Here is a 21379-nt window from a genome sequence, read left to right on the forward strand (position 1 = left end):
GGGCACTGTCTCCGTATGTAGCCGCACGGTATGATTTTGGGCCGTCATGTCAACACATGCCCATCGGCCGATGACCACCCGAAATCAATGCGCGTTCCGCGGGCTAAGATATCTTCATTGGCCGCCCTTTGCCTCCGGACAATAAGCGACACGCCGTTATCGGCATCAAATCTGTACTTAATTGAGTTGCCTAGATAGATGACTTCCGAAATTTGTCCTGAAACGACATTATCGGGTTCTAGGTTTTCAGCCACTGGGTGCAGAGCCTCCGGTCTGACCAGAACAGAGACCTCTTCACCTGCTCTGCGTCCAAGAGCTCTTACGCGGATTCTCAAGCCATCGGCGACGTTGATCGTGGATAGATTATTGGGACCCACCTCTAGCCGACCGCGAAGCAAATTCGACTCTCCGACGAAATCTGCAACGAACTCATTCGTTGGCATCCGGTAGATCTCGTCGGGCGTTCCTACCTGCTGGAACGTCCCATCTCGCATGACGGCGATGCGGTCAGACATCACCAAGGCCTCTTCCTGGTCGTGCGTAATGAATATCGTGGTGAGGCGCAATTTGCGCTGGAGTTCGCGAACCTGCAGCTGTATCGACTCACGAAGTTTTCTATCTAGCGCGCCAAACGGTTCATCGAGCAATAGGAGACGAGGCCCGAATACAGTCGCACGGGCCAAAGCCACACGCTGCTGCTGTCCGCCTGATAGTTGACTCGGATAGCGTTCACCAAAGCCCCCAAGATCCACCATCTTTAGAAAGGAATTCACCCGCTCGACTAGTTGGCTTCTCGAGTAGGACCGCATCTTCAGGGGGAATGCGACGTTCTCGGCAACGGTTAGATGAGGGAAGAGAGCATAACTTTGAAAGACCATGCCAATGTCTCGACGCGAGGTTGGAATCCGCGCGAGGTCATCCCCTTCGAGAATGATCCGACCGCTATCGAGATCCTCAAACCCAGCAATTGTTTTCAGCAAGGTCGTTTTTCCTGACCCGCTTGGTCCAAGCAGTGTCAATATCTCTCCGCGTTTGACAGTTAGATTCACTCCAGCAAGTGCTCGGACCGATCCGTACATTTTGCCGACGTTTGAAATCTCAAGCGCCGATTGCTGCTCCGGATGCGCTGCTGTTTGTTCACGAAAGTGTGGTGCGGCAGCGCTGCTCATCCTAGCATCCACCGCTGCCAGCGTTCCTTGACCTCAGCTGTATGCTGGCTCCACCACAAATCGTCCATCCAGTACGCAACCTTGAGGTTCTCCGGAGACGTTGGCAAGTAATCTAAGACCTTCGGATCGATATGCTCTACAGATTTCGGATTCAAGCCGGGAGATACGAACTTGTTGGCAAACGTCGCCTGCGCGATTGGGTCCGTCATCGCGGCCAAGAACTGCTGCGACCAATAGGTATGGTTAGCGCCCTTTGGAATGCCGAAATAAGCTTGGTGGATCGACGATCCGTCCCAGGCGATGCCAATCGGAGAACCTTTGCCGACCGCGTTGAATATGCGGCCGTTCCAAGCCGAACTTAGCGCGACTTCCTTGTCAACGAGGAACTGCACATGTTGAGCCCCCGAACTCCACCACGCCGTAATATGTTTGCGAATTTTATCGAGCTTCTTAAACGCCCGATCGATATCAAGCGGGTAGAGATTCTTGGGATCAACACCGTCCGCTATGAGTGCAAACTCTAGATTGTCGATGGGAGAGTTTGCCAATGAACGCCCACCGGGAAATTTCTCAACATCCCAGAAATCAGCCCAGGATTTTGGCGTGTTGCCTTTGAACACGTCCGTCCGATAAGCGAGTATGGTCGAATAAACGGAAGTCGTAAGCAGATGAGGATCTCGGGCCTCGAGTGGATAAGCACTTCTGTCAACTACTTCATCGTCGATTGGCTCGAGAAGGCCCATTGATGCTGCAAGGCGGGCTTCACCCCCCCCTATCTCGGTGACATCCCATTCCACATTCTTTGTCTGCACCATAGCCCGGAGCTTGCCAAGGTCATGCGGGCTACTCATTTGGACGGGAATCCCGGTGTTACCCGTGAATACTTTACCGTAAGCTTCCTCGACGGCTTGTCCCATCTCGCCGCCAGAAGCATTTACGATGAGCCGATCTGGCTTTTTCGGCACATGGCTGTCGGCTCTGACAGTTGTGGCACCTATGGCTGCCGAGGCAAGAGAGAGGAGAACTGCACGACGATCGATTCTATAGGACGACGACATAGGGCATTCCCTCTCTGCAACAAAATCGCCAGTCGAAAGGAGACTCTGTTTTTTGAAAACTTTAAGCGTAAAATAAGTGCAGTCAATAGGATCGTCACTTTGCTTGAAGCCACTTTATGAGACCTGTGCGAGGGTGGCCTCGACCCATGGCGGTTCGGGTGATTCAATCGACCCGTTGGACGGGACGGGAGCGGTCTCATGGCACACCGTCAGATTAGGCAGGAAGACTTCGCGTTTGTCGCAGATCCCACACCCTAGCATTGCTCCTTGGACCGGTTATTGGGGCTAATTGACCGGTCGTCCTTGGATCGGCACGTGGCCGATATTTATGCCGCTGCCAAAGGCGAACTCGCCTGGCCACCGCTGGCCCTGTTCTGGGCTCTGCTGCTGGCCGTCTGGTACGATCCATCGGATGAGAAGCTGGCCGAAGCGCTGGAGGATCGCGCCTTTTCTCATCAAGACGTCCTCTGCGCAGGAGGCTGTTGCTACCGGATTGCGAGGCGAGGTTCGACACGGCGGCACCCGTCATCGACGGTTCATCGATTGGGCACTGGCTTGTCACCGGAAATCTCAAGTGCAATCCCGACCCCCATGGCGGAGCCTGTGAAATCCAGGCTGATGACGCGTCGGCGGATAGGAACCAGGCACATCCGGCTGCCGCACTGGATGCTCATGGAGTCCAGGCCGGCGACTTCGCGTTCAACGGAATCCCCCGGGAAGACAAGGCGCCGAATCCAATCGGCCAGCCTGTTCCCCCGCGTAGCGGCAAAGCCCGTCGACAAGCGGTTCATGACGGCACCCCGAAAAGCCTGGCTGCTCAAGCGACCGTCTGGATCTCCCTTGCATCCTCACCGAATGCCGTGCTGACGAGAAAGCGGCTGGCATCCCGGTCCACGACCATGCGCCCGTTCAGGATGACCTTCCGTATCCTCTCGGGTTCCCTCAACAGGGCGATATCGGCCAGCGGGTCGCCGTCGACGACAACCAGGTCCGCGAGCTTGTCCCGCTCGATCGTTCCGATCTTGTCGTCGAGCTTCAGAAGGCGGGCGCTGTCCCGTGTCGCCACCTGTATGGCTTCCATGGGGGAGAGGCCCATCTGGACCAGGTAATCCAGTTCGTCGAGGTTGCTGCCATGCTTCGTGAAGGGAACGCCCGAGTCCGTTCCCATCGCGAGCTTTACCCCTGCCCTATGCGCGGCCTTGAATCCCGATATATGTGCCTCGATGGCAGATTGCGCCTTGTCAAAGATATGGGACGGGATCCCCGCATGGGTGCCATGGTGCACCACGTTGCGTACGGCGGCGGATGTCGCGACCAGCACGGTGCCGTGCTCGAGCATTAGGTCGATCCCTTCGGCGTCGATGAAGTAGGCATGCTCGATCGAATCCACTCCTGCCCGGGCAGCGTTCTTGATTCCCTGGGCTCCATGCGCATGGGCGGCAGAGATCTTGCCTGCGCTGTGCGCCTCGTGAACGGCGGCCTGCATCTCCGCCACGGTGAGCTGGGCGCTTCCGATTTCGGTCCCTTGGGTCAGGATGCCTCCGGTTGCGATCAGTTTCACGTTGTCGGCACCGGCCTTGATCTGCTCGCGAGCCGCCCGACGGGCCTCGTCAGGACCATCGACCTCCCGCCCGAGCAACTGCCATCCGTGCCCGCCGGTCATGCACAGGGCACAGCCACTGAGCAAGAGACGTGGCGTGATGCAGAGGCCGTCGTTCGCGGCACGGCGCAACGCGAAGTCGATGTGTCCGGGTGTTCCGCAGTCCCTGACGGTGGTGACACCGCCATGCAGCGTCCGAAGGGCATTGCCCGAGGCGCGTATCACGCCGACAAGATGGTCCTCGGGGGACCGAAGCGGAACGGGCGCCGCGAGCGCGTCCATCGACAGATGGACGTGGCAGTCGATGAGACCCGGCAATACGGTACGTCCGGCGAGATCGACCAGACGCGTGCCGGGCGTCGCAAGGTCGCTACGGATCTCGCCCTGCCCCGTCGCCACGATCTGAGATCCCTCAATGGCGACATAGCCGTCATAGGCCTTCCCGCACCCGTCGATGACCTGGCCGTTGTGAAGGATCGTTCGGAGTCGGTCGCGCATGATGAATCTCCGTTGGGGTCCACTTTCCGGACAGGCTGCCGCCATGGTGTCCGGCAATGGCCGCCCTTGAGGCGAAGCGATGAACCGCGACGGGTATCCGCCGCTCGGGAATGGATCGTCCTGCGCTAGTGGAAGTCCCCTCGGGCGCGGGACGGGACAGTTCTCACTTGAGCATCATGGACGGCAGCCACAGCGAGAGAGCCGGGATCACGATAATGAGAGCCATCACGATCAAGTTGCAGACGATGATCGGAACCGCTGCCCGGGTGATCTGCCCCATGCTCGTATTCGGAAGGACACCCTTGACGACGTAGAGAAGAACCCCGAACGGCGGCGTGATCTGCGCCAGCTCCACGTTGATCAGCATCGCGGCGCAGAACCAGATGGGATCGTAGCCGAGTGTCTTGACGACCGGCAGGAAGATCGGGATGGTCATCATGATGAGCGGGATGCCGCCGATCGGACCACCGAGAATCAGCGTCACTAGATGCATCAGGACAATGACGAGGATGGGCGGGAACGGCAGGTACGTTGCCCATTCGACGAGCTTGCTGGTCGATCCCGTGTAGGCCAGGAGCTGAGTGAATGCCTGGGAGGCGGCCAGGATCGCGAGCACCATCACGGAGATCCTGAGCGTCGACTTCAAGGCATCGAGGGTGATGCTCCAGGTCAGCCTGCCGTAGCAGGCAGCGAGCACGAACGCCCCGGCCGTGCCCAGGGCCGCCGCCTCGGTGGGGGTCGCAACGCCAAGGAACACGATTCCCATCACCAGGAATATGATGACCGACAAAGGCAACACATACTTTGCCGTGAGGATCATGCGTTCCTTGATCGGAACCCGTTCTTCATCATAGCGAGGCGCAGCGCTCGGATCCAGGATGCACGCGCCCACGACATAAACGACATAGGAAACGGCCAGCAGGATACCGGGGATGATGATCGCGACGAGCAGCTTGCCGACCGAAACCGACGCAATGACAGCGAGAATGACCCCGAGAGCGCTTGGGGGGATCATGATGGCAAGGCCACCGCTTCCCAGCAGCGGGCCGATGCTGAGAGACTTGCTGTAACCCCGCGCCTCCATGGTGGGTGCGAGGGTCCGGGTCAGCATGGCCGTCGTGCCGATGCTCGCACCCGACAACGTTGCCATGAGCGTGCCGGATCCGACGGAGAGCAGCGCCAAGCGGCCTGGGACGGCCCCGAGCCAGGTATCCAAGGTTGTGATCGTCTTCGTGGCGATGCCTGTTCGAAACAGGACCTCACCCATGAGGATGAACAGCGTGATGGGGAGGAGCACGAAGACCGACAGGCTTCCGTACACGCTGTCGATGAGGAGATCGAATCCCGCGTCACCCATGAAGTAGCCGAGGAAGATGATGTTGACGCCGAAGAAGGCGAAAACGACGGGTATCCCGAGGAGGATGAGGACGAAGAAGCTCCCCATCAGCAACAGGAAAGCGGTGTACCATTCCATGTGAGCCTCAAATGTCTACGCTGCTGGGGACTTCGGATTCGTTGTTCTTGTGCGGGTCGCTGCGCCAGGTCCTCAGCAACTGGATCATCCAGAGGAGGCTTCCGATTGGAATGATGGCGTAAACGTAGGCGACCGGAACCTCGCGGATCTTGAAGAAGTCGAAACTCTCGTTCCTGAAATTCTCCAAGGTCACCTTCGTGCCGTACCACACAAGCAAGCCGCACGTTACGACGGCCAGAATCCATCCCACCCGATCCGTGACCCTCTTCACCCAGGGCGGCAGCAGCGAAATGATGGAGTCATCGCTCGTGTGCCCTCCTTCCCGCTGAAGCCACGCCGCACCAAGAAAGGTGATGTAGACGAGGCTCCACTCGTTGAGTGCGGTCACCCAACCGAAGGTGAAACCGAAGTAGTATCGCACCACTACTTCCAGCGAAACGCTGATGAACTGGAATGCGATCAGCGCGCAGCTTATCCAAGCCAGGCTGTCGAGCAGGCGATCGAAGGCACGGGCAAGACGTGCGCCGAGTTTCATGGCGTTATCTCCAGGCGGGTAACTCAAGGACCTTCGGCGTGGGTGCTATTTCGTGATCATTCCCTTGATCTTCTCCAGCCGCGCCGGGTCGAGCTTGGTCGCGAGCACCTCCCAGCGGCTGTCGTTGGCCATCTGCCTGAATTCCTTGACTTCTTCGGGCGAGAGATGTGTGAATACCATGCCCTCCGCCTCGAGCTTGCCCCGTTCCGTCTTGATCATGTCGGCAATGATGCCTGGCATCTCCTTCTCCACCTCCAACTGGGCATTGGCCAGGATGTCCTGGAGCTTGGGGGAGAGGGAGTTGAACTTCTTCAGGTTCATCAGGGTCACGGTGGTATGTGACGGCCAGAATGCATCGGCTAAGACGTACTTCGTCACGTCATGCATGCCGAGATCGTAAATGAAGATGTTGTAGGGAGCCGCTGTCACGATGCCCCGCTCGAGGCCTCCGTAGATTTCGGAGATGCTCATCCCGATCGGGTTTGCGCCGAGCTTCTTGAAGAACGGATCGTACCCGGAATGGGACCGGATCTTGAGGTTCTTGAAATCGGCGAGCTTTTGGATCGGCTCCTTCGAGAAGATGAAGAAACCTGAAGTGGTCGCGGTGCGCCCGATCAACTTGACGTTGATCTTGTTGTGGGCCTTGTCGAGCAGTTCGAAGTAGCCGACCTTCCGCTCCTCGTCCGGCGTGATCTCCGAAATGCCGGTCGTGTCCATTTCCGGCACGAGAGCCGTGTGGGCGGTGAAGGTCATGACGATGTCCGCAAGCCCCTTGCTCAGGGCGTTGACCTGGTCATTGACCGGGAACACGTCGGGGCCGCCGAGAATGTCGATGCGCAGCTCGCCCTTGGCGGCCTCGTTGACCTTTCCTACCCACATCTTGAAGACAGTCATGCTGTCCTCGACCTTCGACGGGGGAATGTACGTTATCGCCTTCAGCACGATCTCGGCCGCGCTCACTGCGGAGGCGCCCCCGAGAATAAACGATGCGATCAACAGCGGTTTGAGCGTCGCTTTGAATGATGCCATCTTGGTTTCCTCTGAATCGTTTTATTGATCTTGTCGCTAACGCGGTCATCTACCCGATTGCCAGGTTGTTCCTCGTGTCACCTCGCTCTTTTTTGCCCCAGCAATTCGGGCTTGCTCGATTGGGTCTTCGACAGAATCCGGATCAGGCCATCTTGAAGAGAGTTCCGATGTTGCCGGCAGCCGCACGCCGATAGATTTCCCATCCGAGGACGACATCGGTACTGGCGATTCCGCATACCGCAACGAACGAGCGATCCTCCCGGTGCGCCTTCGCGGCCCGGCCGGCGACAAGGTCCTGGAACGTGACGATCTGCTTGAGGTACGAGCTCGCCTCGGGCCGTTGCCGTGCGATCTGGGCGGTGAAATGTGACGCGTTGTCGGCGACGACGCGCGTCGTGGCGCCCATGACGTCGTCGTGCCAGGAATTCGCAAGGTCGAGGGGAATGAAGATCGCCCCCGGTGCCAGCCACTCCGCCCGAACCGGTCTCTCGCCATTTGGCGGAACGGACGACACGACAATGTCGCATCCTTCCACCGCCTGTCGGACATCGTCGACCGGTGTGATCGTCCACCGCCCGTCCTGGCGCATCTCCTCGCAGAATGCCTCGCGGGATCGCGCCGTCCTCGATGACACGAAAACGCGCTCGATGCTCGGGAAAGCCGCCGTCATCATATGGAGGCTTCCCCGCCCGAGTCCGCCGCAGCCGACAAGGCCCAGCGTCCTTGGCGGCATCGGGATCAGGTGCTTTGCCGCGACCGCCGCGCATGCGGCGGTTCGCAGGAACGTGACATACATTCCCTCCATCACGGCGACCGGGTGTCCGTGGCCGGGATGATTGAGAATGATGATCCCGGTCGAGTCGGACATTCCGCGATCGAAATTGCCGGGAAAGTAGGACACCCACTTCATTCCGAGCGCACGGACCTCGTCGACCCAGGCCGGCATGGCGTGCAGGAAGCTGTTCGGGTAATCCGGATGCACCCCGATCTTGGTTGGCACCTCGACGAAGCCGCCTGCGTCCAGAAGGTAGGTGTGCTCGACGAGGTTCAGCACCTCATGGAGCGACAGGTTCACTGAGCGTATGTCGCTCTCACTGAGCATGCGAAGCGACAATCCGTCTGTCATTTCCACTACTCCACCACGTAGAGCTTCGGGTCAGAAGCGTTCGAGATCACATCCGGACCCGACGCACGGATGACGACCTGCTCCTCGGGGTTGACGAGACCGTCGACGCTCTCGATTTTCGGTTCCGGCGTCAGGACCATTCCTTCCTCGAGGACGGTGGCATCCGTCCCGGAGATGGCGGGTGGCTCGTTCTCGAGTCCGATCCCGTGACCGATCCGCTTGGATGGATGGTCCGAATAGTTCTTCCACTCCGGGTGGGCTGCGAGACGCGATTGGGAGAACTCGAACAACTCCCTGACGGACGTCCCCGGGGTCATCCTCTCGATGATCTCGTTGAGGATACCCCACATCCCGTCGTGCTCGGACTGCTGCCTTGGCGATGGCTTCCCGAACACGGCGCGGCGCGTGATGTCCATCTTGTAGCCGTTATAGGAACAGCCCCCGTCCATGTAGAGGACGTCGCCGTTCTGGAAGGTGCGTCCTGGGCCGGTCGCGCCAAGGACCGTAGGAGGTTCCGACTGGAGATCGGCCCCTCCCTCGGCGTAGTGGTGAAGGACCAGTTTCTGGACCTCGGCGATGGAAATCCCGGGCCTCAGGTCGGTGAAGGTCCGCTCCCAGGCCTTCCCCCCGATGGCACAGGCGGAGCGCATGCAGTCGATCTCCCATTCCGACTTGATGAGGCGGCACCCCCACACGACCGGTCCGGAGTCCACGAAGCGGACCTTCGGCAGTTGCTCCCGGAGCAGGTCGTAGTCGGCGACCGGGATACCGAGCCAGGTCTCCCGTCCCAGCTCGATGCCGATGCGTCCTTCCGCCAGTCCCCGTTCCCTCAGGACATCTGCGATGCCCCAGTCGACGCGCGGCTCGGGCGTGAACGGGACTTCCGGATAGATGCGGCGGTCCGTCACCCAGGACGGGAACGGCTGGTTGTAGAGGCGGGCGAACATGCCGGGCCCGGACCAGGTGATCAGGGCCGGCTCACCCTCGTAGGGCAGGATGAAGATCGCCGGTCGTGACTTCATCCAGGCGGGAACCTTGTGTCCCGTGAAGTAGCCGTAGTGAACCGGATCGGTGACGACGAGGCCATCCATTCCCCTTTCGCGCATAAAGCGCCTGGCGCGCATGACGCGGGTGGAAAACTCGTCGGGGGGCATCTTGGACATTCTCACCTCGCGGGGGTTAGACGTAGGTGAGCCATTCGGCATGGCGGGTGTCCCGACCATAGACCGTGTCGAAGTACGCCTTCTGGATCTCCACCGTGATCGGACCTCTCTTGCCGTCGCCGATCTTGCGGTTGTCGAGTTCGACCAGGGGCGTCACCTCGGCGCCTGTGCCGACCAGAAAGGCCTCGTCGGAAGTCAGGACGTAGTCACGTGAGAACAACTCCTCACGCACCTCGAATCCGTTTTCCCGGGCAAGGATGATGACCGTGTCGCGGGTAATGCCATCAAGCAGGTGCGTCAGGGGCGGCGTCACGAGCGTGCGCCCGCGGACCAGGAAAACGTGCTCCACGGAGCCTTCGGCAACGTGACCGTTGGTGTCGAGCAGGATTGCCTCGTCATACCCGTCCCGCTGGGCCTCGGTGCGCGCCATCTGGAACAGCATGTAGTTGCCGCAGGCCTTGGCCTTGGACATGTTGGAGTTGATGTGCTGGCGCACGTAGCTGGAGATGCGGCACCGGCTGCCGTTCTCGAGCGTGCCCTTGCCGACGTACTCGCCCCAGAACCACGTGGCGATCGAGACGTTGATCTTGCAGTCCTGGTAGGCAAGGCCCATTCCGCCATACCCGATGTAGGCCAGCGGCCTGATGTAGCACTGCTCGAACCCGTTCGCCTTGATCGTCGCGCGGGTTGCCTCGATCAGCTCCTCGACACTGTAAGGGACCTCGAACCCAAGGACCTTCGCCGAGTTCCTCAGGCGAACCATGTGCTCCTTCAGGCGGAACACGGCGGGGCCGGTTTCCGTCCTGTAGCACCGGATGCCCTCAAAGACGCCGAAGCCGTATTGAAGCGTATTGCTGATCAGGTGAACCTTGGCATCATCCCAGTCCAGGATTTCCCCGTCGGTCCAAATCTTGTCCGCCTTCTCCATGAGGCTTCCTCCCAATTGCGACATTTCTGTGCGTTGGCGACGCGGCCGTTCACTGCGGCCGGGCATCCCGTTGGACCAGGACCTGGCCGCCGACGGCGACGCGCAGGATGCGGCTCTTGTCCTGGAGGATCTTGATGTCTTGCAGGGGATCGCCGTCGACGACGATGAAGTCCGCCTGCTTGCCTGCCTCGAGGCTGCCGATCCTGTCGGCCATCCGCAGGAGCTCCGCGCTCTTTGAGGTCGAGATCGAGATCGCTTCCATCGGGGGAACGCCCATCTCGACCAGGTACACGAGCTCGTCGAGGTTTTTGCCGTGGTCGGTGAAGGGGACGCCCGTGTCGGTGCCCATCGCCATTTTCACCCCGGCCTTGTAGGCTCGCTTGAATCCCTCGACGTGACGCTCGATCGCCGATTCGGCCTTTCGGACGACCTCGGGGCGGATACCGGCCTTCACGCCGTGCCTCACGACGTTGCGGACGGCCGACGACGTCGCGACGAGATAGGTCCCCCGCTCGAGCATCATCTCGATGCCCTCGTCGTCGATCAGGTAGCCATGCTCGATCGAGTCGACACCGGCCCTGACGGCGTTCTTGATGGCGGTCGTGCCATGAGCGTGCGCGCAGGACGTCTTGCCCGCGGTGCGGGCCTCCTCGACGGCAGCGGTCATCTCCTCGACGGTGAACTGCGGAGCCCCGATATCGGTGCCCGGGGTCAGGATGCCTCCGCTCGCAATGAGCTTCACGTTGTCGGCACCGGCCTTGATCTGGGAGCGGGCCGCGCGCCGGAGTCCGTCGGGTCCATCCGCCTCCAGGCCTAGGGGCCATCCATGCCCGCCGGTCATGCAGATCATCATGCCGCTCAGGACGAGCCTCGGCGTCTTGCAGAGACCTTGCTGGGCGGCCGACCGCAAGGAGAAGTCGATCCCGTTGCGCGATCCACAATCCCGGATCGTCGTGATCCCCGCATCAAGACTCCGGAGCGCATTGCGAGCCGACCTCAGGACCGCGATCGCGTCCGTATCCGATGCCGATTGCGCCCGCGGATCGGCGACCCCGTCGGAGCGTAGATGCACGTGGCAATCGATGATGCCGGGCATGAGCGTCTTCGAGCCGATGTCGTGCACTGCGACGGAAGCGTTCGTCAGGGGCAGGTCGCCGGAGCCGACCTCCGTGATCTTGTCGCCGTCGACGATCATGTAACCACGAAAAGCCTTCCCGGTGCCATCGATGATCTGGCCGTTCACATAAGCCGTTTGCATGTGCGTTCCCCGAATATTTTGTGCTTATCTGTGGATTTTGTCTCACCTATGCGTCAGGCACGTCAAGCTATTATTCAATGCTTCAAACAATTATATTTGGCTGTATTATCGTATGCTGAAATAAAATGTCTCTATTTAAGTATATCGCGACCAAGCACATCGGGAGCGACCCTGGAAAACTTCCAGGCATGGCTGTGATAACAGGTTGACCCCGTGTTCAATCTGGTTGGCGCCATCACCGGGAAGGCGCTGGCCGCGCCGCGCGGGATCGCGTGTAACCCCGTTTGATCGCTTTCACCTCACATCGTGCTTTCCCTCAATGTTCAAGGGTTGCAACGGTTTTCAGCGCTCCATCGAGCGCGATGCCGTCTTCATCGAGCAGTGCGGCCTGACGCAGCCGCCTGGCCCAGGCCGCGCCGTCGTTCCGATGCACGAGCATCGGAAGTGCCGACATGACGCGGTCGAACTTCGACAGCCCGCGGGAATGGGTGTCGGAGTATCCTTTCACCAGCCTTCGGTTGTTGAGAACCTCGACGGCCAGTTCGTAGTTGCGCGATATCAGGTCGGATGCCGTCGAGAGCCAGCGCTCGCAATGCTCCGCCTCTCGATCGTGACGCAAAGTAGTGCGGCGGACCCTGCGCAATGCCGCGACCATGTAAAGTCCCACATACCAGAACACCGTCCCGGTCTTAACGCGTCGACCCTTGTTGACCAAGCGATCGAGGCGGGCGAACAAGGCCGGGCGGTTCTCGATCCAGAGTCCAAGACCTTTCGGCAGCGTGCCGCAGACCTCTTCCATGCGTGGATGCATGAATTCAGTCACGTACACGATCTGGCCGTCGGTCGCGCCGACCTCCTTGCGGATCCGCGCAAAGCGCGAGGCGCGGATCTTGAGGTCCGCCACACGGACCACGTCATCATAAGCCATGGCGACGGCGACGTATTTCGCTGCCTGCACCGTAAACCGGAACTCCTGTTTCTCACCGCCGCACCGCACGTCGAGTTCGAACAGCTTGCCGACCCTGTCGAGATATTCGCAGGCATAGGCGGGGTCCTGGAAATCGGTGAGCCTCTTCACACCGGCAAAGAGCGTCGCCCAAGCGCTTTCCGGAAAGTCCGCGCGAATGCGGCGAACAAGTCGATCGAGATCCGGATGGCCCGCCGTCTCCGGGACGGGATCGGTCCGTTTTTGAGGCAAGGCATGAACGTCGTCTCGCGGCTTCCGCTTTGCTCGGTCATAGGCCGCGTTGAAGGATCTGAGACTGGCTTCGACACCTTTGCCTCCTGCACGAATGGTCGCCTCGAAGGCTTCCTTGGGGAACGGTAGGACATCCGCTGCGGCCAAGGCGCCGAACAACGACGACGAAATCACGCTGCCATTTTCGGTCGCGAGCGCATCCATGTCGAACGTGATCGTCCGCTTCGCCGCGAAGTCGGTTGCTTCGGTCACGACGGTGGGATCGCCCGTACCGTCGCCCGGCTTCTCCTTCTCGCTCACCGCGAAGGAGCGGTGGGTGGAGGCGATCAGGGACGTGCGGTCCGGCGTCACCAACCCGCGGAGTACGGAACGGCCGGCCTCCATCAGCTCGGCGGCAACGACCACATCGACATCGCCCGGCGTTGGCATCAGCGAGAATATCGGTTGCATGCCCGCCCGGGCCGGCAGCATCTCGAGATAGTAGATGGTCGCTCCCGTCCGTTGGGCGACACCTGGAACCGAGGTCGATTGCGCCATCCAACCCTGGCTCTCGGCCAAGGCGACGATCCAGTCGGCGAGCACGCCTCCACCCTGCCCACCCATCGCAAGGACGGCGACGGTGAGAGGCTTGTCGGAGGACAGTGTGCCTTTAAGCCTTATCTCGTTCACGGGCCGGTCCTCAGCCCGCAAAGACGACGCGTGCGCCCGCGTGGCGCGCCTGGAGCCAACCGATGACGGTTGACCGCACGCGCGCGGTGAACCTGTCCCAGGAGGTGGGGTTATGGATGATGTCGGCGCGGTAGAAGGATGGGCAGAGGACGGCAGCCTCCGACACCTCGCCGCAGTTGCCGCAACCGACGCAGCTATTGTCGATGGCGGCGACCGGGTCATCCCTCAGCGGATCATCCGTATGCTTGACCGAGAGCGAAGGGCAGCCGGACAGCCGGATGCAGGCATGGTCACCGGTACAGACATCCTCGTCCACGCCGAAGCGCTCCTTCACCATGCGCTTGCCTTCCTTCACGGCCTTCGCGAACTGTGGCTTCACCCGGCGCTGCCGGTTGAGCATGCATTCGGAGGAGGCAACGATGATCTTGGGCCCCTTCTCCGGTGTGGTCAGCGCCTCCTTCAAGGTGTCGCGCATCCTGGCGACATCGTAGGTGCGGTCGATCTGGCGCACCCAGGTCGCGCCGATGCCCTTCACCGCATTGACGATGGAATTGTTCGTCTTGCGCCGGGGATTGTGCGCGCGGGATGACATGATGTCCTGCCCGCCGGTGGCTGCCGAGTAGTAGTTGTCGACCACGAGGATGACGCCGTCCTGCATGTTGAAGACCGCGTTGCCGACGGAGGTGGCAAGGCCGTTGTGCCAGAAGCCGCCGTCGCCCATCACGGAGATCGAGCGCCTGTCGGCCTCGACGTTGAAGGCGGAAGCGGACGCTGGTCCGAGTCCGTATCCCATCGTCGTGCCGCCGATGTTGAAGGGCGGGAGGATGGAGAAGAGATGGCAGCCGATATCGGCCGAGACATGGTGAGGGCCGAGTTCCTTCTCGACCAGCTTCATCGCGGCGAAGATCGGCCGCTCCGGACAGCCGGTGCAGAACCCGGCCGGGCGCGGCGGCACGACCTCGGCAAGGGCCTTCACCTTCGGATCGGCGAGGATCGGCGTCGGATCCGGTACCGGCGGCCGATTGCCGAGCAGGCGTGGGTCGTGCATCTCGATGAAGGACGTGATCCCCTTCAGCATCACGGGGGCGGTATATTCGCCCCCCAGCGGCAGCACGTCCTTCCCTGAGACCTTCGTCTCGATGTCCCGGCGGCGCAGGAGGGTGTTGAGAGCTTGCTCGACATATTCGGGAGCGCCCTCTTCGACCATGAGCACCGCCCTCTTGCCTGCGCAGAACCCGATGATCTCGTCATCGACCATCGGGTAGGCCACGTTCATCACGTAGAGTGGAATGGCCGAGTTGCCGTAGACATCGGCGAGGCCCAGTTGCTGTAGGGCGCGCATGACGCCGTTGTACATGCCGCCGAGCATGATGATGCCGACGTCGCCCTCCTCCCCACCGAAGAACTCGTTGAGCTTGCGCTCCTTGATGAAGTCGACGGCGGCGGGCCATCGCCGCTCGAGCTTGTCCCTCTCATGGAGAAAGTTCGCTGGCGGCAACACGATCCGGTTGACGTCGCGCACCGGGTTCTCCAGCGCCTCCTTCAAGGTATGTTTCGGGCGGCGGTTATCCTTTGCGACGAACTGGCCATGCACGTGGCACGCTCGGATGCGCACTTGGAGCATCACAGGGGTATTGGAGGCCTCCGAGAGTTCGAAACCGTCCTCGACGGTCTTCACGATCGTAGGCAGGTTCGGGCGCGGATCGAGCAGCCATATCTGCGACTTCATGGCGAAGGCGTGGGAGCGCTCCTGCATGATCGAGGAGCCTTCGCCGAAATCCTCCCCGAGGATGATGAGCGCGCCACCATTGACGCCGCCGGAGGACAGATTGGACAGCGCATCGGACGCGACATTGGTGCCTGCCGTCGACTTCCACGTTACTGCGCCGCGCACCGGATACATGACGGAGGCTGACAGCATCGCTGCCGCGGCCGCCTCGGAAGCCGATGTCTCGAAGTGGACGCCGAGCTCGGCCAGGACGTCCTTGGCGTCCGACAGAACGTCCATCAAGTGCGAGATCGGCGATCCCTGATAGCCGCCGACATAGGCGACACCGGCCTGCAACAGGGCCTTGGTAATCGCAAGAATACCTTCGCCCCGGAAGATCTCGCCCTCCCCGAGCCTCAGATCCTCGACTTCGCGCGCGAAGGAGCGTTCAGCCATGGCAACTTCCTTGCCCTTTAGAAACTTGCATCAGCATATTTCTCCGAATTCATCTTTGTCAACATCCTCAGTTCGTAGAGACAGAAGAAGAAAGAACAATATGCTTTAGCATATATCGTCCTCTAGTTGTGGCCTTGCGACCTCCGATTTTCTCGGCATGGGGAGGTAGACGGAGCAAACTCTGGCGATGTCTTCCTTTGGGACGTCGGGGGTGCGCCATGCCGGTCCTGGCACAGTGGGGACGCAAACCCTTCCCAGGGCATGCGGGCGCCGTCGAGCCCCCCCACCGAGGGCTCACGATCCCGCCGACGTTCGATTTGATTCTCAGACCTCTCGCGGAAGCAGACCCTGCGCTACGGCATGCCAGGCCTTGTTCCGGGTCGCGGTACCTTCGGATTACGGTTCCCGGTATCGGACTCCCACCTTCGTGAGGCGATCCGCTCCTGCGACAACGCCTGTAGGTGTTCGGAGGATGGAAGCGTCACGCGGGAATGCGGCTTAACCAAGCCCCGATGCCGCCTGCCACGGGAGCTGTTCCGCACACCCAAGCACCACCTTCGAATGGGGATGCACCGTGGTGGCCATTGGAGCCAGTTCAGCTCAATTTGTATTCCCACGACTCCACAGGCAATTGCTTCCCAACCGCGACAAGTTTGGTCCTCGCCCAGCCAAGGAGGGCGCATATCGCGTCTATATATAGAAGCGGCCTAAATGTCGTGCTTGCGTATGTTGACGAGGATTTTGTGCAGGACGGCAGTGAAGGCGCGGTATTCCTCGTCAGTGACACCGTCGAACATCTTGAGGAGGGAGTCGTACATACTCGGCCAGAACTTATCAAAGGCTGCGCGCCCCTCCTCGGTAATCGACACGTCGCGGATCCGCAGGTCCCCGGCGCGCGGTCGTCTGAGGATGTAGCCTTGCTCTTCAAGTGCTTCCAGGGTGCGGCTCATGGTCGATTGTTCCGTCACCGCAAAGACGGATAGTTCATTGATCGTCAGGGAAGCAGAGACGCTCAAGACGGCCAATGCCCTCATCTTGGCAGTGGTCAACCCATGGGCCTTCAACTCCTCCGCTATATCCGCGTTCCACCGAGCCATCACTCGATTCATGAGATACGGAGCGAAGTGATTCAGCCCAATCTCACCTAACGTAGGGCGACTTGTCTGATCCTCTTGATCGTGCCGCAGAACCGTGCCCAATAACCGCTCTGCCATATTCTCTCGATCTCCTATGCCGGACGGTACCGGCGCAACGGTGGCATGAGCGGAAACATGAAGTCGCCGGCGAGGATCGGCCAGAGCGGGCCGGTCCGATCATAGATTGGAAGCAAGCCTCTGTTAACAAGAGTTCAGAGTGCTGAAGGTCGTGTTAACAGGGATCCTGGCAGCGGCCGGAAGAAAACTGTTTCAGCCGAATAAGAGTATCTATGCAACGGTACCGAGATCAGCAATGTCATCGCGCATCATGTTCCACAGGGCCGTCGCGGGAAGGTCGTTTGGCAGGAGAGGCAGGATTCCGTGCGCAGGCTCAGGCCGACGACCTCCTCGGGATTGAGGAGGCCGTCGGCGAGAATCTGTTGCAGCTTTGCAGCCTGCCCTGCCTGAGCTACGACAGGAGGGGCGAGAGGGGCTGACGGTGAAGCAAAATAACAAGACCCCTTCAAGGGTCGGCAATTTACAGTGGAGATCATCCTATGAGCGGTTCGCTGGTACCTACGGTTCCCGATCAGCTATCGAGATCTCGAGTGTATGTTGGCGGATCGAGGGGTCCAGGTCGATCACACGACCTTGTTTTGCTGGCTTCAGGCGTACGCACCGGAGCTCGGCAAGCGCATTCGTCCGCATCTGCGCATCACGAACGGCTCCTGGCGGGTCGACGAGACGTTGTATTTGATGAGTGTTGCGGGTCATTCCCGCAGCATGAGGCCAGGATAGCCCGAACGAGACGTAAGACAGAAGTCTGCGATGTAGATAGTGCACCTGGCCTCTCCCACGCGCCCCAGCTGAGATCGGACGGTATCAAAGGTCATCCCACGATGGGTAAGCCTGCATTCACAAGGTTGATCAGCGCAAGGGGCCCCTCAGCGAGAGAAGGCTCTATGACAGTGTTCTTCGGTATTGATGTCGCAAAAGAAAGACTCGATGGCGATGATCTGCAAGGGACAGATCATCGGTGTACCACCCAATGACATGGGCGCTCAGCGCGACTTCATTGCTATCCTATTCAGCCCAGTCGCGTAACCTGCGTCCTTGGCCAGCCTTCGTTTGACCTGCGTCAGGAGTTGCAACGGAACCTTGCATAGTTGCCCTGAGCTTGGACGAGGTCGACCGATGAACCCGCACAGCCGCTTGGCGGTACCCCAAGCACAGGACTTGAGGGCCCACTAGAGCATTAGGGATGAAGTCGTACACCCTAACGCTCTGCTAGGGTCCGGAACTCGTCGTCGGTTTCGATCCAGACCTTCAGCCGTTGCGTGAGTTCGTCCAGGAACATCCGGCCCGCAAACAGCAGCGAGCGCTTGTTGCGGTAAAGCGCATAGACGGTGACATCCCGAGGCTTGCAGCCCGGTAGGACCACCTGCAGCAATCCGCGTTGCTTGAGCGAATTGGTCAGCCGAGTGGGCAGGCAGGCCATGCCGAGCCCCTGAACTGCAGCCTCGCGGGCGATCAGCTTGTTGTTCGTAAGTAGGCGCGCAACGACCGGCAGCTCAATCTCGGTGTTCTGCGGGGTCGTCAGCCGCCATTTGGCCTGCACCCCCTCATTCCACCAGCCGATGGCAGAGCGACCCGCCAGATCCTTGACACTGCTGATCGGACCGCAGTCTTCTATCCACTCTGGCGAGGCAACGATCTCATAACCGATATCCACCAGGCGCCGCGCGATCATCTCCGAGCTGGGCAAGGCATTGCGGGTGATCAGAAGGATGATGTCATAGCCGTCATTCGTCGGAAACCGTGCACCGTCGATGGCGTCGACCGTGATCGTCACATGCGGATAGGAGCGTGCAAAATCGACGCAGAACGATCCTACCACCAGCGTCGCCAGCGCTCCTGGACATGCCACCCGCAACCTGCCCCGTGGCTCGGCCAGCGTATCCTGGGCTAGCTGTAATGCGGCATCGCTCTCGTTGCGGATGACGTCGCCATGGCGTGCCAGTTCCACCCCGATGGGGGTCGGATTGAACCGTCGCGAGCTGCGGTCTACCAGACGCACGCCGAGCTGAGTCTCGAGTTGGTTGATCCGGCGGCTGATGCGTGACTTTGTCATCCCGCTGATGAGACTTGCCTTCGAGAAGCTGCCGGCCTCGACCACCAGCGATAGGAGAGCCAGATCCATTTGCAGGGCCGCCATCTCCAATGGCGGCAACGCAGTGTTGCGCTGGATTTGAGGGATTTTTTTCACCGGTCGTAACATGCGTTGGAATTCCGAGCCATGTCAAAGCTCCCGCAGATTGTATATGACACGCTGTACCATTGCCACTTAATGCCTTTCTCAAAGTCTCATTTTTGGGACTTTTGATTGCGTAAGGCAGGATTGCACCGGTATCCACCGTTTTTATTCTGATCGCCGTCGCGATGAGGCTCGGACAGGCTTGGACCTGGAAAGGTGTAACCGGCACTCACCATTCCAATTTGGCTCCAGACCCATCACGTCAGTCAGAGTGCAGCTTAGGATCCGAAGTCCGCACCCAGCGCAACGATAATGTTGTTTCATAACAGCCGGCCGCCCCTTCATCTGGGGACAGCCGCCAGGAAGACAGGAGGGCCCCATGACGACCAACCCACCCGCCCGGAGCACCGGAAAGGCCCTGCTGACGCGGCGCGCCCTGTTGAGCAGCGTTGCCGCCATCACGGCTGCGACTACCCTGCCGGGGTACCACTCGGCCCTTGCCAGTACTGCGCCAAACCATCTGAAACTGCTGTTCTGGCAGGGAGTGACACTGCTCAATCCGCATTTCGCCATAGCCCCGAAGGATCAGGAGGGCTGCCGGTTGTTCTATGAACCGCTGGCGGGCTGGAACAGTGACGGCCAGTTGGTACCAATCCTCGCCGCCGAGATCCCAACCATCGAGAACGGTCTGCTGGCGGCGGATGGAACCAGCGTCACCTGGAAGGTCAAACCTGGCGTCACTTGGCACGACGGCCAGCCGCTGACGGCGGACGACCTGTTCTTCACCTGGGAATATGCCCGCAATCCGGCAACGGCCGCCGTCACGATCGGCAGCTATCGCGACATCACCGTGACCAAGGTCGACGATCTGACTATCCGGATCGATTTTCCGGTGCCGACGCCCTACTGGGCTAATGCCTTCGTCGGCTCGCTGGGGATGATCCTGCCACGCCATGTCTTCGCCGCTTATGTCGGCGAGAGATCGCGAGAGGCGCCCGCCAATCTGATGCCGGTTGGCACCGGGCCCTATCGCATCCGCGAGTTCCGCCCAGGCGACCTGATCCTGGCCGAACGCTACGAAAACTACCACGTTCCCGGAAAGCCACACTTCGCCAGCGTCGAAATCAAAGGGGGCGGTGATACCGTCTCTGCAGTGCGAGCGGTGCTGCAGACAGGCGAATACCATTTTGCGCTGAACACCGCGATTGAGGACAACATCCTCAAGCGTCTCGAGGCTGGAGGCCGGGGCAAGGTTGTTCTGACCGCCGGCGGCGATCTCGAAATGATTCAGCTCAACATGTCGGACAACCGCACCGAAGTGGATGGCGAACGTTCGATTGCATCGAGACCACACCCGATACTGTCCGATCCCAAGGTGCGTGAGGCACTGAGTCTGCTGATTGACCGCCCAACGATCCAGCAGCACATATACGGTCGCACGGGCATTGCGACGGCGAACTTCCTTAATAGCCCCACACGTTATGTCTCACCCAACAAGCAGATGCGCTATGACCCGGCTGCGGCGGCGGCCCTGTTGGATGAGGCAGGCTGGGTACTGGGGCGCGACGGCATCCGCGAAAAGGATGGTGTGCGGCTCTCGCTGCTGTTCCAAACCACAGTGCAGGGACTGCGCCAGCGCGTCCAGGCAGTGATTAAGAAGTCCTTCAATAGCGTCGGCATCGAAGTCGAACTCAAGTCAGTCGCCCCTGCGGTGTTCTTCTCCAGCGACGAGGGCAACCCGGACACTAATTCTAAGTTCTACGCCGATATGCAGATGTACACGACGACGATGTATCAGCCAGATCCCGAACGGCTGATGAACCAGTTCGCTTCGTGGGAGGTAGCATCGAAGGCCAACCAGTGGCGCGGTCGCAACATAACCCGCTGGCAAAATGCCGAGTACGACCGCCTCTATACCAAGGCGACTCGAGAGATCGATCCCGATGCCCGCGCGCAGATGTTCGTGCAACTCAATGACCTGGTGATCCAGAACCATGTCATCCTGCCGCTCGTCGTGCGCCCGGCAGTTGCCGCCATGGCATCGAATCTGGAGATCCACCGCAGTGCGTGGGACAACGCGTTGTGGAAGATAGCCGACTGGCGCTTCGGCTCAGCCTGAG

The 21379-nt window shown here is 60.3% G+C and carries 16 protein-coding genes and 1 pseudogene; 2 read left to right on the forward strand and 15 right to left on the reverse strand.

The features are described from left to right. Positions 1 to 44 precede the first annotated feature (44 nt). The 14 genes from RE429_RS30080 to RE429_RS30145 form a co-directional block, all read right to left on the reverse strand. On the reverse strand, positions 45 to 1169 hold the full coding sequence (locus RE429_RS30080) for an ABC transporter ATP-binding protein (RefSeq protein ID WP_414476468.1): 1125 nt from the start codon (positions 1167 to 1169) through the stop codon (positions 45 to 47). Next, positions 1166 to 2227: an ABC transporter substrate-binding protein gene (locus RE429_RS30085; protein ID WP_414476469.1), complete on the reverse strand. Its 1062-nt coding sequence runs from the start codon at positions 2225 to 2227 to the stop codon at positions 1166 to 1168. The genes RE429_RS30080 and RE429_RS30085 overlap by 4 nt, the downstream gene beginning before the upstream one ends. Before the next feature lie 285 nt (positions 2228 to 2512). Further along, entirely contained in the window at positions 2513 to 2683 is a 171-nt protein-coding gene (locus tag RE429_RS30090) for a hypothetical protein (RefSeq protein WP_414476470.1), read from the reverse strand. A 361-nt stretch (positions 2684 to 3044) separates the two neighbouring features. Then, entirely contained in the window at positions 3045 to 4325 is a 1281-nt protein-coding gene (locus RE429_RS30095; RefSeq protein ID WP_414476471.1) for an amidohydrolase family protein, read from the reverse strand. Positions 4326 to 4488: 163 nt separating this feature from the next. Beyond that, positions 4489 to 5799 (reverse strand): TRAP transporter large permease, encoded by a 1311-nt coding sequence (locus RE429_RS30100; protein ID WP_414476472.1) that lies wholly within the window; start codon positions 5797 to 5799, stop codon positions 4489 to 4491. 7 nt (positions 5800 to 5806) lie between these two features. Continuing rightward, positions 5807 to 6334, reverse strand: coding sequence for a TRAP transporter small permease (locus tag RE429_RS30105; protein ID WP_414476473.1), 528 nt, complete (start codon positions 6332 to 6334; stop codon positions 5807 to 5809). Positions 6335 to 6379: 45 nt separating this feature from the next. Beyond that, a complete protein-coding gene (gene dctP, locus RE429_RS30110; RefSeq protein WP_414476474.1) occupies positions 6380 to 7363 on the reverse strand; it encodes a TRAP transporter substrate-binding protein DctP in 984 nt (327 codons plus the stop codon). A gap of 142 nt (positions 7364 to 7505) precedes the next feature. Beyond that, positions 7506 to 8489 carry a hypothetical protein gene (locus tag RE429_RS30115; RefSeq protein WP_414476475.1) on the reverse strand — a complete coding sequence of 328 codons (984 nt, stop codon included), beginning with the start codon at positions 8487 to 8489 and terminating at the stop codon, positions 7506 to 7508. A 5-nt stretch (positions 8490 to 8494) separates the two neighbouring features. Further along, the gene (locus RE429_RS30120) at positions 8495 to 9652 is read right to left on the reverse strand and encodes a M24 family metallopeptidase (protein WP_414476476.1); all 1158 of its coding nucleotides are present in this window, start codon (positions 9650 to 9652) and stop codon (positions 8495 to 8497) included. Positions 9653 to 9668: 16 nt separating this feature from the next. Continuing rightward, positions 9669 to 10580: a branched-chain amino acid transaminase gene (locus tag RE429_RS30125; protein ID WP_414476477.1), complete on the reverse strand. Its 912-nt coding sequence runs from the start codon at positions 10578 to 10580 to the stop codon at positions 9669 to 9671. 49 nt (positions 10581 to 10629) lie between these two features. Further along, positions 10630 to 11838 (reverse strand): amidohydrolase family protein, encoded by a 1209-nt coding sequence (locus tag RE429_RS30130; RefSeq protein WP_414476478.1) that lies wholly within the window; start codon positions 11836 to 11838, stop codon positions 10630 to 10632. 316 nt (positions 11839 to 12154) lie between these two features. Continuing rightward, entirely contained in the window at positions 12155 to 13705 is a 1551-nt protein-coding gene (locus tag RE429_RS30135; protein ID WP_414475977.1) for an indolepyruvate oxidoreductase subunit beta family protein, read from the reverse strand. Positions 13706 to 13715: 10 nt separating this feature from the next. Next, positions 13716 to 15869: a thiamine pyrophosphate-dependent enzyme gene (locus RE429_RS30140; RefSeq protein ID WP_414475978.1), complete on the reverse strand. Its 2154-nt coding sequence runs from the start codon at positions 15867 to 15869 to the stop codon at positions 13716 to 13718. Positions 15870 to 16576: 707 nt separating this feature from the next. Then, positions 16577 to 17083, reverse strand: a complete 507-nt coding sequence (locus RE429_RS30145) for a MarR family winged helix-turn-helix transcriptional regulator (protein ID WP_414475979.1) — start codon at positions 17081 to 17083, stop codon at positions 16577 to 16579. A 465-nt stretch (positions 17084 to 17548) separates the two neighbouring features. Between RE429_RS30145 and RE429_RS30150 the strand changes: the two are divergent. Continuing rightward, positions 17549 to 17752 (forward strand): annotated as a pseudogene (locus RE429_RS30150) (IS6 family transposase); the annotation flags it as partial. 529 nt (positions 17753 to 18281) lie between these two features. On the opposite strand, the gene RE429_RS30155 reads toward RE429_RS30150, so the two are convergent. Then, a complete protein-coding gene (locus RE429_RS30155) occupies positions 18282 to 19283 on the reverse strand; it encodes a LysR substrate-binding domain-containing protein (RefSeq protein WP_414475980.1) in 1002 nt (333 codons plus the stop codon). A gap of 355 nt (positions 19284 to 19638) precedes the next feature. Between RE429_RS30155 and RE429_RS30160 the strand changes: the two genes are divergently transcribed. After that, a complete protein-coding gene (locus RE429_RS30160) occupies positions 19639 to 21378 on the forward strand; it encodes a peptide ABC transporter substrate-binding protein (RefSeq protein ID WP_414475981.1) in 1740 nt (579 codons plus the stop codon). Position 21379: the final 1 nt, after the last annotated feature.

The sequence above is a fragment of the Microvirga sp. M2 genome, from assembly GCF_047497095.1.
Lineage (GTDB): Bacteria > Pseudomonadota > Alphaproteobacteria > Rhizobiales > Beijerinckiaceae > Microvirga.

Coding starts and splice junctions, on each gene's coding strand:
- RE429_RS30140 (WP_414475978.1), bottom strand. CDS start 15,869: ATGGCTGAACGCTCCTTCGCGCGCGAAGTCGAGGATCTGAGGCTCGGG.
- RE429_RS30095 (WP_414476471.1), bottom strand. CDS start 4,325: ATGCGCGACCGACTCCGAACGATCCTTCACAACGGCCAGGTCATCGAC.
- RE429_RS30160 (WP_414475981.1), top strand. CDS start 19,639: ATGACGACCAACCCACCCGCCCGGAGCACCGGAAAGGCCCTGCTGACG.
- RE429_RS30105 (WP_414476473.1), bottom strand. CDS start 6,334: ATGAAACTCGGCGCACGTCTTGCCCGTGCCTTCGATCGCCTGCTCGAC.
- RE429_RS30155 (WP_414475980.1), bottom strand. CDS start 19,283: ATGTTACGACCGGTGAAAAAAATCCCTCAAATCCAGCGCAACACTGCG.
- RE429_RS30115 (WP_414476475.1), bottom strand. CDS start 8,489: ATGACAGACGGATTGTCGCTTCGCATGCTCAGTGAGAGCGACATACGC.
- RE429_RS30125 (WP_414476477.1), bottom strand. CDS start 10,580: ATGGAGAAGGCGGACAAGATTTGGACCGACGGGGAAATCCTGGACTGG.
- RE429_RS30080 (WP_414476468.1), bottom strand. CDS start 1,169: ATGAGCAGCGCTGCCGCACCACACTTTCGTGAACAAACAGCAGCGCAT.
- dctP (WP_414476474.1), bottom strand. CDS start 7,363: ATGGCATCATTCAAAGCGACGCTCAAACCGCTGTTGATCGCATCGTTT.
- RE429_RS30145 (WP_414475979.1), bottom strand. CDS start 17,083: ATGGCAGAGCGGTTATTGGGCACGGTTCTGCGGCACGATCAAGAGGAT.
- RE429_RS30120 (WP_414476476.1), bottom strand. CDS start 9,652: ATGTCCAAGATGCCCCCCGACGAGTTTTCCACCCGCGTCATGCGCGCC.
- RE429_RS30090 (WP_414476470.1), bottom strand. CDS start 2,683: ATGAGAAAAGGCGCGATCCTCCAGCGCTTCGGCCAGCTTCTCATCCGA.
- RE429_RS30100 (WP_414476472.1), bottom strand. CDS start 5,799: ATGGAATGGTACACCGCTTTCCTGTTGCTGATGGGGAGCTTCTTCGTC.
- RE429_RS30085 (WP_414476469.1), bottom strand. CDS start 2,227: ATGTCGTCGTCCTATAGAATCGATCGTCGTGCAGTTCTCCTCTCTCTT.
- RE429_RS30130 (WP_414476478.1), bottom strand. CDS start 11,838: ATGCAAACGGCTTATGTGAACGGCCAGATCATCGATGGCACCGGGAAG.